The organism is Actinotalea alkalitolerans (assembly GCF_023369855.1).
Lineage (GTDB): Bacteria > Actinomycetota > Actinomycetes > Actinomycetales > Cellulomonadaceae > Actinotalea.
In genome coordinates this window covers 54,527-69,865 of the sequence record NZ_JAMBPP010000019.1, presented here as the reverse complement: position 1 = coordinate 69,865, position 15,339 = coordinate 54,527, and the positions used below count along the sequence as shown (strand labels likewise).

Genomic DNA, 15,339 nt, shown 5'->3' with positions numbered 1-15,339 from the left:
CTGCTCACCCGCCGGCTCGAGGTGCACGAGAAGACCGCCTGGATGCTGCGCAGCATGCTCGCCTGAGCGGGCCGCCCCGTCAGGCCGACGGGTCGTGCACCACCGCGACGAACAGCGGTGAGGTCGTGGCGGTGTCCGTCAGCAGCAGCAGGAACGGTCGGTCCAGCGTGACGACCTCGAGGGGGAGCCTCGACGAGGTCTCCATGCTGATGCCCGTCGCGGCGGCCGCCACGGTCCCGACCTCGTCGACCTCCAGCACGGTCTTCTGCACCACGCGGTCGACCCGCAGACCGTCCTCGCCCAGACCCGAGTAGTCCCCCTCGACGGGAAGCCCGAGGCCTGCGAGGTGGCCCAGCAGCTCGTGGGTCTGCTCGATCGACAGTCGTGGCACCTCGACGTCGACCTCGGTCGGCGGCGCCTGGGACAGCGCGCGCAGGGTGTCGCCGTCCACGGTGCACGGGTCCTCGCCCACGGGTGGCAGGACGGCGACCGCCATGAGGGTCCCGTCACGGTAGGGCAGGTCCACCGAGGTCCATCCCTCGTCCTGCCGGGCCTGACCCGTCGAGCCGGACATCATCGGCACCGTCACGGACTCCCCGGCTGCCGTCGTGAACGGCTCGGGCTCCACTGCGGTGAAGGGCACCCGCCAGGTCGCGTCGAGGTGCAGGGCGTTGGTCAGCACCACACGGGTGCCGGGGTCCAGCGTCGAGTCGAAGAGCCTCTCGATGAGCCCGCCGGTGTCCAGGCGCACGGCGTTGTTGATCCGGTCCGTGGCCCCCGACGCGTCCCCGGCGAAGTCAAGGTTCTCGACCTCCGCCGCCGAGGCGGTCGCGACGTCGTCCAGGTAGGTCCTCTCGGGCTCCAGGCCCGACGCCGTCCAGATCCGGTTGCTCATCCGCAGGCTGTCGGGCGCGTCGTCGTCGAGGTCGCCGTCGTACCGCAGGTCACCCAGGGCTCGGGTGTGCTCGTGCAGCGCGGCCACGAGGTCGGGCGACCACTGCGGCAGGTGCATCAGCGCCTGGAGGTCCTCAGCGGTCGACCCGCCCGCAGCGGGGTAGAGCAGGGTGAGGGCCTCGGCGACCGAGGTCGGCGAGATCAGCAGGTTCTCGCGTGGCTGCTCGGCGCACATCGTCCGCAGCAGGTCCAGCCCCAGGTCGGTCTGCGCCTGTGCCACGTCCTGGGCCGTCCACCGGCCCAGCTGCACCGCACCGACCTCGCCCCGGTGCACGAACCCGGGCTGCACCGCGTCCCCGCAGCCGGCCAGGGCCACGCTCGCGACCAGCACCGCTACGGGCCAGGACCGGCGGGCTGCGCTCGACCGGTCGGCCGCCGTCCGATCCTCGCCGTGTCGCACGTCGCCCTCCGACTGCCGTGGGGCCGTTCGCGCGGGCCCCTACTGCGGATGTGTCGTGAGACCGGGCGGGCTTGCGGCCACCTCGACCCGAGACGCCGCACGCAGCTCGGGTCCGCCGTCAACCCGCCCGGCCGGCGAGCCGGACCGACCCTGGATCCTCTCGCTTGACCTCGTACATCACGGAGTCGGCGCGGGACACGATGTCGTCGGCGTCCACCGTGTCGTCCTGACCGATGAACGCGACCCCGACGCTCGCCGTGACCGTCACCGTCGAGCCGTCGACCGTCGTCGGTCCACCCACGGCCGCGCGCAGCCGTTCGCCCAGGGTCAGCGCTGCGGACTCGTCCTCCGCCTCGCCCACGACGACGAACTCGTCCCCACCGATGCGCGCCACCACGTCGCCGTGCCGACTCGTGCCGGTGAGCCTCGTGCCGACGCTGACGAGCAGCTCGTCCCCCGCCCGGTGGCCGAGCAGGTCGTTGACCGTCTTGAACGCGTCGAGGTCGAGGAAGACGACCGCCAGGCCGCCGCGCCGCCGTTGGCCGAGCAGCAGCTCGAGCCGGTCGAACAGCACCGCGCGGTTGGCGAGCCCGGTGAGCGGGTCACGCGTCGCCCTGGCCTCGAGGGACTCGAGGTACCGCGTCTCGATGCGCTTGCGCTCGGTCACGTCGGTGTTCACCGCCAGCACCGCCCGCGGGGTCCCGTCGGGGCGCCGCAGCAGCGTCCACCGTGCCTCCATGACCAGGGTCGCCCCGGACCTGTCCACGGTGTGCAGCTCACCGCTCCACTCGCCCTTGCGGCGAAGGACGTCCATCGCGTCCCGGACCGGAACGGGGTCAGGACAGATGAGGTCGGCCAGCGACCGACCGACCGCCTCGTCGGCGGTCCACCCGTGGATCCGCTCGGCGGACGGGTTCCAGTACAGGATGCGGTGCTCGAGGTCGTGCACGAGGATCGCGTCCTGCGCCTGGTCGAGGAGGCGGGCCTGGGCCTCGACCCGCGCCTCGGCCCGCTTGAGCTCCTCGATGTCGGTGGAGGTCCCGACCCACCTCACGACCGTCCCGGCCTCGTCCCGCAACGGCACCGCTCGGACCAGCATCCACCGGTAGACGCCGTCGGCCCGGCGCAGGCGGTACTCGATCTCGTAGGGCTCGCCGGTACGGACCGCCTGCGCCCAGCACTCCTCGGCGCGGTCGCGGTCCTCGGGATGGACGGGAAGGTCCCACCCGAGGCCGCGGCTCTGCTCGAGGGACAGCCCGGTGAAGTCCGACCAGTTCTGGTTGACGTGCTCGTGCCGTCCGTCGGGGTGGGCGAGCCAGACCATGTGCGGCAGCATCTCGACCATCGTCCGGGCCTGCTCGCCGGCCGCACGTGACGCGGCGCCGCTCCTCGTGAGCTCTTCGACCTCGCGGCGCAGGTCGATGATCGCCTGCTCGAGCTGCCACACCCTCGCGACGAGCGCCTCTGCCCAGTCGAGGCTCGAGCCGTCGGTGCGAGCGCCGTCAGTGCGAGCGTCCTCAGCGCGCGCCCGCGTGCCCGGCCCCTCGCTCAGGGCACCGAGGGCACGCTCGGCGTCACCCGTCACGACCCTGCCCGGAGGTGATCATGTCTGTGTCCTTCGCGACCGCGTGGAGTCTCGAGCCCGGTAACACGATGGTGACACGGGAGCGGTCAGATCTCGCGTCAGGCACCACCAGCCGGCCGGCGCCGGCCGGCTGACCCGGTCGTCGTCGTTCCTCGGCGGACCCCGTCGTGGTGTGCGACTGTGAGGGTATGGGCGCGCTGCGGCTCGAGGTCCACCGGGACGGGGTACATCTCGTCGGGTTCGACGACTTCGCCGTGCCTCCCGCCGTGCCGCTCGAGCCCCACCACGACTGGTTCCTCACGGCCTACCAGCGCGGCAACAGGTCTACCCGGCTACGGACCTGGACGCAGGGCAACGCGGTCCGGCCCCTCGTGCACGGGCGTCCCTACTTCGCCGCCCTGGCCGACGAGGTCGACCTGATGCGCGCAGGGGACGCGGTGCTGCTCGCCGGGTGGCGGGTCGACCCCGACGAGTTCGTGCGGGACGACGGGACGACGATCGCCCAGCTGCTCGCCGAGGCGGCCCAGCGGGGGGTCACCGTCAAGGGTCTCGTGTGGCGGTCGCAGATGGACCGGATGCGCTTCTCCCGTCGTCAGAACCGGCGCTTCGCCGAGTTCGTCAACGCGGCCGGGGGCGAGGTGCTGCTCGACCAGCGGGTGCGCCCGTTCGGCAGCCACCACCAGAAGTTCGTGGTGCTGCGCCATGCCGGTCGTCCCGAGGAGGACGTCGTCTTCCTCGGCGGGATCGACGTGGCGCACAGCCGCCGCGACGACATCGCGCACCGTGGCGACCCCCAGCGCATGCCCTACGCCCGGTGGTACGGCGGCAAGCGCGCCTGGCACGACGTCCAGATCGAGGTCCGCGGCCCGGCGGTGCGTGATGTCGAGGACGTCTTCCGCGAGCGCTGGGGCGACCCGGCCGCCCTCTCGCGCCGCCCCTGGCACCTGGTCCCTCATCTGCTGGACCTGCCCGAGCGGCGCCCGAGCCCGCTGCCCGAGGCCCAGCCCGACCCACCCGCACCGGGGACCTGCTCGGTCCAGCTGCTGCGGACCTACCCCAACCGGTGGGGCGGCTACCCGTTCGCGCCGCACGGTGAGCGCAGCATCGCCCGGGGGTACGCCAAGGCGTTGCGACGTGCCCAACGGCTGGTCTACATCGAGGACCAGTACCTGTGGTCGACGAGCGTCGCGCGGGTCTTCGCCGAGGCCCTGCTGCGCGAGCCGCGCCTGCACCTGGTCGTCGTGGTCCCCCGCTTCCCGGACCAGGAGACCGAGGTGACGCTCCCGGTCGCGCTGCTCGCGCACACCCAGGCTCTGGACGTGGTGAAGGAGGCCGGCGGGGACCGGGTGCTGGTCCTGGACCTGGAGAGCCCCGCGGGGAACCCGGTGTACGTGCACTCCAAGGTCTGCGTGGTCGACGACGTGTGGGCCACGGTCGGTTCGGACAACTTCAACCGGCGGTCGTGGACCCACGACTCCGAGCTGACCGCGGCGGTCGTCGACGAGGAGCGCGACCCACGCGAGCCGCTGGACCCGGCGGGGACGGGAGACGGCGCCCGGGTGTTCGCCCGCTCGCTGCGTCTCGAGCTGTGGCGCGAGCACCTGGACCTGGCGGACGACACGGGCCTGCTCGACCCCGACGACGCCGTGGCGACCCTCCGCCGCAGCGTGACGGCGCTCGACGCCTGGTACGCGGGAGGGCGCCCCGGACCACGTCCGCCCGGACGGCTGCGTACCCATGTGATGGTCGCGCCCACCCGGTGGCAACGGAGGATCGCCTCGCCGGCGTACCGCGCCTTCGTCGACCCCGACGGCCGGCCGCCGCGGATGAAGGTGCGGGGGCACCACTGATCCTGGTCGGTCGACGTCGGCGACCGGCACGGGTGCAGGGGAACCGCCTCGCGGTGGTGGTCAGTCCTCGATGATGTCAAGCCCTTGCTCGCGGAGCTGTGCCAGGTGGTCGAGCATGCCCTGGAGCACCTCGGGGGCGTGTCCCTGCCAGGTCTCCAGCTCGGCGACGACGCGCAGGGGATCGCGGGTCCGGTAGGACTGCGTGGGGTTGCCGGGGAACCGCTTGTCGGTCACGTTGGGGTCGTCCTCGAACGGCCCGGTGGGTTCCACGACGTAGATGTGCCCGCGCTCCCCGTTGCCGTTCAGCGCGGTGGCCAGCTCGGCCCCCCAGGCGGCCGTGTCGACCAGTGCGGTGAAGTAGACGTTGTTGGACACGCGTCCCTGCTGGAAGCCGGAGAGGTGTCCGGGGACGAGGTGGGTCCCGGCCTGGAGCGCGTGCCTGGTCCCGTGGAAGAACGGGCCCTCGACGTGGTCGAAGTGGTCATGGGTGACCGGCGTGCGCGGAGTGGTCTGCTCATCCATGTGGCGGTCAGTCCTTCTCGTCGGCCGGGGTCGTGCTGTCACCGGTCTCGGGTGCACCGGCGGGGTCCCCGGCCAGCACCAGGTAGACCTGGCGCCTGGCGTCGGTGAGGAGTGCGGCCACCGCGCTGCGCTGGGCGGGGGTGCCCGAGCGGCCGACCACGCGGACGGCTTCGTGGAGTCGACCCATCTCGCCACGCAGGTCGACGGCGTCGTCCCCGCCGGCCGCCGCGGCGGTGAAGGGGTCCGACCACCCGTCGGCCTCGGCGTCCACCAGCTCGCGTCCCTGGTCGGTCAGCGCGGCGTCCCGCCGGCCACCGGCGGCGGTCAGGGTGATGACCCCCTCGTCCTGGAGCTGGCTGAGGGTCGGGTACACCGCTCCGGGGCTGGGACGCCACCGGCCTTCGCTGCGCTCGGCGATCGCCTCCATGAGCTGGTACCCGTGCATCGGCCCCTCGCGCAGGAGCATGAGGATGGCGCTGCGGACGTCCCCGCGCATCCGGCGTCCGCCCCCGCCGCCGCCGCGGTGACCGTGGGGGCGGTCGTGGAGGCGCGGACCGCCCTGCCGTCCCGCGCCGGGGCCGCGTGGCCCGTCCTCGTGGTGGGAGCGGCGTCCCCTGCCTCCGCGCCCGCTGCCGTCCTGGTCCATGTCGTGATCACTGTCGATGTATCTCATGCGCATCACGATATATCGCTAACTATCTGGGGACAAGACCTCGAGCAGCACGTGTGCGGAGGTGCAAGCTGCGACCGGGAGCCGCGGAGTGCTCAGCTCAACGCGCGGTCGAGGAAGTCGGCGACGCGATCCTGGGCCGCCACGGTCAGCACGTGCCCGCCCGGCAGGACGTGCTCCTCGAGCGATCCGCCGGCACGGCTCGCGGCGAACCGCTCCGCGAGCTCGGCATGGGCCGCTCGGACACCGTCGGGCGGGAAGATCGGGTCGTCGGCGAAGGAGAGCACGAGCAGGCGGTGCGCCCCGCGGGCCGCGGCGACCTCCGGCAGGCCGAACCGGCCACGCGGTGCCGGCGTGGTCAGCAACCAGGAGTGGGCGTCGGCGTAGTGGGGCAGCAGCGCGTCGGTGGTCGTCATCATCGCCGCGACCACGGCGGCCCGCAGGTCCGGGTCGAGCGAGGCCAGGACGGCTGCGCGCCCGCCGCCCCCGGAGAACCCCACCGCCGCGGTCCGTGCTGCATCCACACCCTGCTGGGCGCGCAGCACCCCGAGCGCCACCAGGTCGTCGTGGGCCACCATCCCGGCGAACGAGGTGCCCAGCAGCCCGGCGGCCTTGGCGACCACGTGCTCGTGAAGGGCGGCCGCGAGGTCGTAGCGGTCCCAGGGGTCCGGCGTGACGCCCTCGGCGGCCCACGCCACCTCGGCACGGCGCACCGGCTCGACCAGGCTCGCCGGCAGAGGGTCGAGGTCGAAGCCACGCGTCCCCCACGCGAAGGTGTCGTGCACCAGCACGACGGCCCCACGGCGAGCCAGGTCGGCGGCGAGCGACCGACCGCCGTACAGGTCATCGCGCAGCCGCACGGCCACGGGGGTCGGCCCGGGCGTCCGCACCAGCCGCTCGGCGCCGATCGACTTGACCCCGGCGTGGCAGTGCAGCAGCAGGATGCCGGGCAGCAGGCCACCCCCGCCTCCTCCCGGACCGACGGCAGGTCGGAGCACCCACGCGGTGGTCGAGGGGCCGAGACCGACGTGCCAGGTGAGCTCGACGACCTCCACGCCGTCCTCGGCCCAGGACCGTTCGGCCCGCACCTCTGGTCGGCCGTCGGGCCGGGGGACGCCCAGCACCTCGGCGAGACCCGCCGCGGCCGGGTCCCCGGCCAGGAGGGGCCGGCCGCGCATCCACCCGGGCCAGTCCTCGTACCCGCCCAGGGCGCTGGGACGGGGGGTGGCTGGCGGCACGGCTCCTCCTGGGACGGGACGGTCGACGGTCAGGCCTCGGGGCTCAGGTCCCGATGACGGCCTCCACCTCGGCACGGAACTGCGCGGCGGCCTCCGCCGGGGTCATCCTCTCGAACAGCACCTCGGTGTTGATCCGCTCGAGGATCGCCGAGATCTCACCGGCTCCCACTGGCGGCACCGCCGGGCTGTCCACGACCTCGTCGGCCAGGTCTGCGACGAAGTCGGCCGACCGGCCGTCGGCCTCAGGCAGCTCGGGCACGACCCGCTCGCGGGTCTCGAGGTTCACCGGCAGGCCGAGGTCGGCGAGGATGATGTCTCCGGCCGTCTCGCTGTTGAGCATGAAGTCGATGAAGCGAGCCGCGACCTCGGGGTGCTCGGTCGTCGAGGACATCGAGGCGTAGAGGGTGGGCTTGAAGTACATGCCGGTGCGCTCCCCCGTGCTCTCGCCCGGCCAGCGGAGCAGCTGCACGTCCTGCCCGGAGGCGCCGGCGATCGCCGTGAGCTGGTTGGTCCACTCAGCCATCACCGCGCCGGTGCTGGTGCCCACGAGGGACTGCTCGGGACCCCGCGCACCGATCTCCACCCCGATCGTCGCGGGAGGCTGCCCGCCCTCGCGCTGCAGGTCCAGGGCCATCTGCCACCACTCCTCGAGGGTCTCGTCGGAGTACCCGAGCGCACCCTCCTCGGTGTACAGCTGCTCACCGTGCTGACGGATGAAGACCGAGAGCCCGGCGTCATTGCTGCCCCAGTCCTGCTTGCCGTAGGTCCCGTCCGGCGTGCTGGCGCTCACGGCGTTCATGAGCTCCGAGAACTCCTCCCACGACCAGGCCGTGTCGTCAGGCATCTCGAGGCCCGCTTGCTCCAGCACCTGCGGGTTGGCCACCAGGGCGAACATGTTGACACCCGTGGGGACCGCATACAGCGCCCCGTCGATCATGCCCGTCTCGAGCAGGGCCTGGTCGAAGCCTGAGGCCTCCAGGCCGTGCTCGCTGATGTCGGCGAGCACGCCACGCTCGGCGTACTCGCGCAGGTAGCGCTGCTCCTGCATGAGGACGTCGGGGGTGTCACCGGCCGCGACCGTGGTCGCGAGCTTGTCCCAGTACCCGCCCCAGTCGGTGAACTCGCTGATGATCGTGACCTCGGGGTTCTCGGCCATGAAGGCGTCAGCGACGTCCTGGTACATCTCGTGGTAGTGGTCCGAGCCCCACCACGCGAACCGGATGGTGGCCTCACCGTCGGCCTCGGCGGTGGTGTCGGGCGCGTCCGTTCCTGTCCCGCCCTGCGCGCAGGCGGTCAGGACCAGGGCCGCGAGGCCGGTCAGTGCTGCGACCCGGGTCAGGGGCCGGGTTCGGTGCTGGCGCATGGTGGTTCTCCTGGTGTCCGTTCGGCGTCGTTGCCGGCCGAGCCGGAGAACCGACCCTGCCTGTGGAGATGGAATGCGCTTTCCATGTTCAGTACCGGAAGGCCCCGTGTCAAGTGGTTGCCGTGCCCGGAATGACTGACTCGCCTTGCCGAGTCATGATCGACATGACTAGGGTCGTCCCCGGGTCGACACGGACCCCGCTCCCCGCACCGCGACTCGATACGTCGCCCTGCGGCGATGAGACCGGTCCCACCACCGTCAAGGGAGACGCCACCGATGCAGGTACGACACCACCACCCCAGCACCACCAGACGGCGACTGGCCGCCGGCCTCGCGGTCGTCACGGCGGCCACGGTCGCACTCGCCGGGGCCCTCCCCGCCGCGGCCTCACCCCTGCCCACGGGCCCCGTGCTCGCGGCACCCGGCGATCTCGTCTGGTCGCAGGAGTTCACCGGCCCCGCCGGCGCGGCCCCCGACGCCTCCGTGTGGAACCACGAGACCGGCGCCCACGGCTGGGGCAACAACGAGCTGCAGAACTACACCACCTCACGGGCCAACTCCGCCCTGGACGGGCAGGGCAACCTGGTCATCACGGCGCGGCGCGAGGCAGACGGCTCGTACACCTCGGCCCGGATGACGACCAAGGGCAGGCACGAGCTCCGGTACGGCCGGATCGAGTCGCGGATCCAGATCCCGCGCGGCCAGGGGATCTGGCCCGCCTTCTGGATGCTCGGCGCAGGCTTCCCCCAGGTGCCCTGGCCGGGCTCGGGCGAGATCGACATCATGGAGAACGTCGGGAATGAGCCCCATCGGGTGCACGGCACCGTCCACGGCCCGGGGTACTCGGGCGGCGCGGGGATCAGCGGGATGTACCAGCACCCGCAGGGCTGGTCCTTCGCGGACGACTTCCACACCTTCTCCATCGACTGGAGCCCCGGGTCGATCACCTGGTACGTCGACGGCCAGCAGTACCACCAGGTCACGCGCGCGAGCGTGGGCGGCAACGCGTGGGTCTTCGACCAGGCGTACTTCCTCATCCTCAACGTCGCCGTCGGCGGGTCCTGGCCCGGCTACCCCGACGGCTCGACCCAGCTCCCGCAGCAGATGAAGGTCGACTACATCCGGGTGTTCGACAACGGCAACGGTGGCGGCCCGGGGAACGGTGGCGGCAGCCTGCCCACGGGTACCGGGACGATCCGGCTCGCCGGCTCCCTGTGCCTGGACGTGCCGTGGGGCCAGACCCACGACGGGAACCCCGCACAGGTCGCCCACTGCAACGGCAACGTCGCCCAGCAGTGGACCCGAGGCGCCGACGGCACCATCCGTGCGCTGGGCAAGTGCCTGGACGTCGCGGCCAGCGGCACGACGAACGGCACCGTCGTGCAGCTGTGGACCTGCAACGGGACGCAGGCCCAGCGATGGACCTACGACTCGCCGAGCAAGACCCTGCGCAACCCGCAGTCCGGCAAGTGCCTCGACGCCGTGGGCGGCACGCCCGTCCGTGACGGCCAGCGGCTCAACATCTGGGACTGCCACGGCGCCGCCAACCAGCAGTGGAGCCTCTGACCGGCTCCACGACGGCCGGCGCCGTCAGGAGACCGGGGACGAGCCCGGACCATCCGGTCCGGGCTCGTCCCCCGGCAGCGTCACCGGCTCGGGCCCGAGGCCGTACCGCACCCGCAGCTCCGACTGGATCCGGACGTGCCGCTCGAGGAACGTCCGCTCGTCGAGCCGCTTGCGCCGCAGCCACGCGGTGACCTCGTCGTTGCACTTGCTCGCGTTGCACGACGCGCACGCCGGGGCGATGTTCTCGAGCGTGTAGCGGCCGCCGCGGGAGATCGGCTGCACGCAGTCGCGCTGCAGGGGCACGCCCACGGCGCCGCAGTACGCGCAGCCACCCCACGCGGTCGTGAGCGCGTCCCACTGCTCGGGGCTCAGGTCGTGCACGACGGCCGCCATCCGCTTGCTGCGACGTCGGGCGTAGCGCGCCCGACGGCTTCGGTTGACCGCCATGGTCGAAGGGTAGGTCCCCGGCGGTGCGGTCAGGACGAGGTGAACGCCGACGCCGGGAGGTCCCGCTCGTCCTGCTCGATCGCCCGCACGATGCGCTCGGCGACCGCCTCGGGCGCCAGACCCGCACCGAGGGCCGGTGCGCGGCCGTCGAGGGGACGCATCGCAAGGCCCGTCTCGGTGTGCGGGGGCCGCACGTCGAGCACACGGACCTTCTGCCGCCTCAGCTCGTGGGCCAGTGCGGTGTCGAACGCGGTCAGGCCCGCCTTGACGGCCGAGTACGCGGCCATGCCCGCCGTCGGGCGCTCGGCCACGACGGCGCTCAGGTTCGCGAGGAACCCGCCCGCGGTCAGCACGGGCACTGCGGCGCGCGCCAGGCGCAGCGGGGCCACCAGGTTGACCAGCAGCAGCGCGTCGAGCACGTCGTCGTCGAGCTCGGCGACCGGGCCGAAGGCGACCACCCCGGCCGCGTAGATCACGCCGTCCAGCGGGCCGCGCTCGACGGCCGCCCGCACCACCTCGGCGGGGGCGGTGGGGAAGGTGATGTCGGCGGGGTGCGTACCGAGCACGGCGTCCCCGAGGTCGGCGGCGAGGGCGTCGAGCCTGTCCGGGGATCGTGAGCTCAGCGTGAGCCGGGCACCGCGGCCCGCGAGATGACGGCTGATCGCCGAGCCCAGACCACCAGTCGCACCCACGACGAGCACGTGAGCGGAGTCCAGTGCCGTCATGCGACTCAGCCTCGCACGCGTCGGCGGGACGGGCGAGACGGGCGAGATCCGCACGATCGGCGGGGCCGTGACGATCTCTTGACATCGACACGAACCCCGACCTACGGTCGAAGCAGAAAGCGCTTTCCCGATCCAGCGACGTCGCCGGTCGGGACCACGGCGCTCTCGTGGCCGGCAGGTCCTCCAGTACAGCGTCGTACCTCGCGAGGCTGGCCGCCGGCCCAGGGAAGCACAGGGAGCCCTATGCCCACCGCACGCACGAGCAGGATCCGACCACTGATCGCCGGACTCGCCGCCGCCGCGCTGACCCTCACCGGTCTGGGCGCGACCGCCGCGACCGCCACCGAGCACGACGAGGTCACCACCACCTCGGAGCACGACGTCCTGGACGCCTCGCAGATGGAGCTCGGCGTCTACAGCGCCGACACCGCCGTCGGCCGGTTCATCGTCACCGCGACCGAGACGGCCCCGGTCGAGGTCGATGCCCAGAACCGCACCGGGGGCGGCCTGTCGTTCACCCAGCGCCTCAAGCTCAACGGCGCAGGCACCGCCGAGCGCCGCTCCGTGCTGCTCACGACCCAGAGCGAGGCCACCCTGACGGTTTACGCGCTGAGCGCGAGCGCGAGCGCCGACCGGGCGCTGGCCCTGTACTCGCTGGACGGCACCGAGATGTCCCGTGTGCCCGCCTACGGCGCACCGACCGACATCCCGGTGGCGACCCTGACCGTCCCCGAGGCCGGTACCTACTACGTCGCCTCACCCTCGTCGGGCGTCAACATCTTCTACCTCGAGCTCACCGAGGGCGCGGCCCCCGAACGGCCCTCGTGGGAAGGCGTCGCCGACCCCGTCGTGACCGACGTGACGGCCTCGGGCGGTGACGTCGTCGTGGCGTACGACGGCGTGGTGGGCTTCGAGGGCGCCGACCTCGCCACCGCGACGCTGTTCGACGCCCACGGTGACGTGGTGACCTCAAGCATCTCCGGGACACCCGGCACCTCGGGGAGCATCACCCTGACACCCGTCGCCTCAGGTGACTACGAGGTGCAGGTCGCGCTGACCCGCACCGGTGAGGACACCGCCAGGCTCTCCGACCGCGTCCCGGCCCCGACCTTCACGCTCCCCCTGGCCACCGCCGAGATCCACACGGCACTGACGACGGCGGTCTCCGGCGACCTCGCCACCGTGACGGCCGAGTGGACCGCGGTCCCCGAGGCCGAGGGCTACCAGGTCGCGCACCGGGCGGTGGGCACCTCGGAGTGGGTCGCCGGACCGTCCACCACCACGACCCGCGCCGACGTCGTGGGCCTGGTCCCGGGCACGACCTACGAGCTGCAGGTCGCCACGCACCGCGGTGACGAGTCGACCACCTCGGCGCCCTTCGAGGTGACGGTCTCCGACGCGGTCGAGCGCTGGCTCACCGCGCACGCAGGCGTCAGCAGCGGCGGGACGCTCACCGAGGGCGAGGACGGCTCGCTGCACTTCGACATGCGCGGCAACAACGGCAAGATCGCCGACTCCGAGGACGGCTTCCTCTACCACTACACGCAGATCGACCCCGGGACCGAGAACTTCACGCTCTCGGCGACGTTCACGGTCGACGACGCGAGCGGCAAGGACAACCAGTCCGGGTTCGGTCTCATCGCGGTGGACACCTTCGTGCCGGGCGACCGCGAGGCCCGCTACTTCAACTCGGCCGGCACCATGACCGCCAAGTACCAGCGGGTGGTCGACGGCGGGCTGGAGTTCCGCTACGGCATCCCCGGCGGGAAGATCGTGGACGGCTACACCGCCGGGCCCACGGTCGCGAGCACCGGCCGTGACCTGAACCAGTCCCAGCCCTTCGACTGGGACTACCGGGCGGACATGACCGAGGGCTCCAACCTCAACCCGCCCACGTTCGTGGACGGGGACGTCTACGAGTACACCCTGCGCCGGTCCAACACCGGCTACCACTCCACCTGGGTACGCGACGGCGAGGTGCAGGAGGTCATCCACTACGAGCGGGACCTCGTGGAGCGTCAGGACCCGGACGCGCTCTACGTTGGCGTCTTCGCGGCACGCAACATCGTCGTGACGGCACGCGACATCACGTTCACGACCATCCACCCGGACGACGACGAGGAGCCGCTCGAACGGCCGATCACCTACGTCACCCCGTCGCTGGTCTCCGACATCACCCGCACCACCCCGCACACGTCCCTCGACGTGCCACTGGTCTCGAACGTCCACGGCCAGGCCGTGATGCGTGACGGCAGCGGCGACGTCGTCGGTACGGCCTCGCTCACCCCGGGCCAGCCCGCCGTGGTGACCGCCCCGCTGGTGGACGGCACCAACGCGCTCGTCGCGGAGCTGACGCCGGCACCGCGCGAGGAGCAGACCCAGCTCGGCGAGTACGAGGACCTGGGCTCGTACTCGCCGTTCACCGTCCCGGTCACGGTCACGGTGCAGCGCTACGGCGCCCCGGGCCAGGCGATCCACGTCGCACCCGACGGCGCGTCCGACGGCGACGGGACCCCCGAGCGACCGCTGGACCTGCACACGGGTGTCGCGTTCGCCCAGCCGGGCCAGCAGGTCGTGCTCCGTGGGGGCACCTACCTCCCGGACCGCGCCGTGGTCATCGGCCGGGGCAGCAACGGGACCGTCGAGGACCCGATCACCCTGATGTCCGAGCCCGGCGGCCGCGCCACGATCGACCTCTCGGAATCCGTCTCGGGTGGCATCCACCTGCGCGGCGACCACTGGCACCTGCACGACCTGGAGATCACCCGGGGCCGCGGCTACCAGAAGCCGCTGCTCATCCAGGGCCACCACAACGTGATCGAGCGCATCGAGTCCCACCACAACGGGGACACCGGTGTGCAGATCTCGGGCAGCGCGACCGAGCCGTTCGAGATGTGGCCCTCGCACAACCTGGTGCTCTCGAGCGTGGCCCACAACAACGCCGACCCCCTGGCCAACGACGCCGACGGCTTCGCGGCCAAGCTGACCGTCGGGGACGGCAACGTGTTCCGGTACTGCATCGCCTTCCACAACATCGACGACGGGTGGGACCTGTACGCCAAGTCCACCGAGGGGCCCATCGGCGCCGTGGTCGTCGAGGACTCCGTGGCCTACCGCAACGGGTGGCTCGAGGCCGACGTCGACCGCACGCTCGTCGGCGAGGGCAACGGCTTCAAGCTGGGCGGCGAGAACATGCCCGGCAAGCACCTGCTGCGCAACTCCGTGGCGTTCGACAACTACGCCAAGGGCATCACGTCCAACTCCGGGCCCGACGTCCGGGTGGTCGACGTGACCGCCTACCGCAGCGGGTTGGTCGACGCCTCAGCGGCCGGAAACAACCTGCAGCTGACGACGAGTGCCGCGGTGACCGACTACGAGGCGACCGGCGTGCTCTCCTACGTGGCCCAGCAGGCCGACCAGATCGTTCTGCGCGGCCAGGAGGACACCCTCCGGACCGACCCGTCGAACTACCTCACCTACGCGGGGGGCGGGGACCGGGACTCCAGCCGCAACAGCGAGGGGGTCCATGTTCAGGACGACTGGTTCGCCAGCCTCGACACCGACGTCCGGCCCACGATCGCCGCTGACGGCAGCGTCGCGATGCACGGGCTTCTCGAGCTGACGAGCCAGGCACCGGCGGACACCGGGGCCCGACTCGAGGCGAACCCGGACCCGACGTCGATCACCCTGCTCCCGCCGGTCGCGGGTGAGCCCACCGGGCCAGGCAAGCCCCCGTGGGCGGGCAAGCCCCCGTGGGCCGGCAAGCCCCCGCACGCGGGTCAGCCCGGCAAGCCCCCGCACGCAGGTCAGCCCGGCAAGCCCCCGCACGCAGGTCAGCCCGGCAAGCCCCCGCACGCGGGTGGGTCGGTCCATCACCAGAAGGTCTGCTGAGCATCAGCAGCAGGAGGTCGGGGCGGCCCGGTGAGCTGGGTGCTCACCGGGCCGCCGGCCTCAGACCGTCATCCCCACCTCCCGAGCCCCATGCGCAGGCTCGGCGCCCGGAACCGCGTCGAGATCGC

11 protein-coding genes are annotated in these 15,339 nt (G+C 72.3%); 3 read left to right on the top strand and 8 right to left on the bottom strand.

Features of this window, described 5'->3' with window-relative positions:
* Positions 1-79 precede the first annotated feature (79 nt).
* A complete protein-coding gene (locus tag M1R94_RS18400) occupies positions 80-1,354 on the bottom strand; it encodes a serpin family protein (protein WP_249383190.1) in 1,275 nt (424 codons plus the stop codon).
* A 118-nt stretch (positions 1,355-1,472) separates the two neighbouring features.
* Positions 1,473-2,939: a sensor domain-containing protein gene (locus M1R94_RS18395; RefSeq protein WP_249383189.1), complete on the bottom strand. Its 1,467-nt coding sequence runs from the start codon at positions 2,937-2,939 to the stop codon at positions 1,473-1,475.
* A 188-nt stretch (positions 2,940-3,127) separates the two neighbouring features.
* Here M1R94_RS18395 and M1R94_RS18390 point away from each other — a divergent pair, with 188 nt between their 5' ends.
* Positions 3,128-4,789, top strand: coding sequence for a phospholipase D-like domain-containing protein (locus M1R94_RS18390; RefSeq protein ID WP_249383188.1), 1,662 nt, complete (start codon positions 3,128-3,130; stop codon positions 4,787-4,789).
* Between the two features lie 60 nt (positions 4,790-4,849).
* Here the strand turns inward: M1R94_RS18390 and arr are convergent, their stop codons facing one another.
* The 4 genes from arr to M1R94_RS18370 form a co-directional block, all read right to left on the bottom strand.
* The gene (gene arr, locus M1R94_RS18385) at positions 4,850-5,311 is read right to left on the bottom strand and encodes an NAD(+)--rifampin ADP-ribosyltransferase (RefSeq protein ID WP_249383187.1); all 462 of its coding nucleotides are present in this window, start codon (positions 5,309-5,311) and stop codon (positions 4,850-4,852) included.
* A 7-nt stretch (positions 5,312-5,318) separates the two neighbouring features.
* A complete protein-coding gene (locus tag M1R94_RS18380; RefSeq protein ID WP_249383186.1) occupies positions 5,319-5,984 on the bottom strand; it encodes a PadR family transcriptional regulator in 666 nt (221 codons plus the stop codon).
* Positions 5,985-6,076: 92 nt separating this feature from the next.
* Positions 6,077-7,219 carry a dienelactone hydrolase family protein gene (locus M1R94_RS18375; protein WP_249383185.1) on the bottom strand — a complete coding sequence of 381 codons (1,143 nt, stop codon included), beginning with the start codon at positions 7,217-7,219 and terminating at the stop codon, positions 6,077-6,079.
* Between the two features lie 43 nt (positions 7,220-7,262).
* Positions 7,263-8,582, bottom strand: coding sequence for an ABC transporter substrate-binding protein (locus M1R94_RS18370; protein WP_249383184.1), 1,320 nt, complete (start codon positions 8,580-8,582; stop codon positions 7,263-7,265).
* A gap of 276 nt (positions 8,583-8,858) precedes the next feature.
* Here M1R94_RS18370 and M1R94_RS18365 point away from each other — a divergent pair, with 276 nt between their 5' ends.
* Entirely contained in the window at positions 8,859-10,148 is a 1,290-nt protein-coding gene (locus tag M1R94_RS18365; protein WP_249383183.1) for a glycoside hydrolase family 16 protein, read from the top strand.
* 24 nt (positions 10,149-10,172) lie between these two features.
* Here M1R94_RS18365 and M1R94_RS18360 read toward each other — a convergent pair whose 3' ends face one another.
* Positions 10,173-10,595 (bottom strand): HNH endonuclease, encoded by a 423-nt coding sequence (locus M1R94_RS18360; RefSeq protein ID WP_249383182.1) that lies wholly within the window; start codon positions 10,593-10,595, stop codon positions 10,173-10,175.
* Between the two features lie 29 nt (positions 10,596-10,624).
* Positions 10,625-11,320, bottom strand: a complete 696-nt coding sequence (locus tag M1R94_RS18355) for an SDR family NAD(P)-dependent oxidoreductase (RefSeq protein ID WP_249383181.1) — start codon at positions 11,318-11,320, stop codon at positions 10,625-10,627.
* Positions 11,321-11,563: 243 nt separating this feature from the next.
* On the opposite strand from M1R94_RS18355, the gene M1R94_RS18350 reads away from it, so the two are divergent.
* A complete protein-coding gene (locus M1R94_RS18350; protein WP_249383180.1) occupies positions 11,564-15,211 on the top strand; it encodes a right-handed parallel beta-helix repeat-containing protein in 3,648 nt (1,215 codons plus the stop codon).
* Positions 15,212-15,339 lie beyond the last annotated feature (128 nt).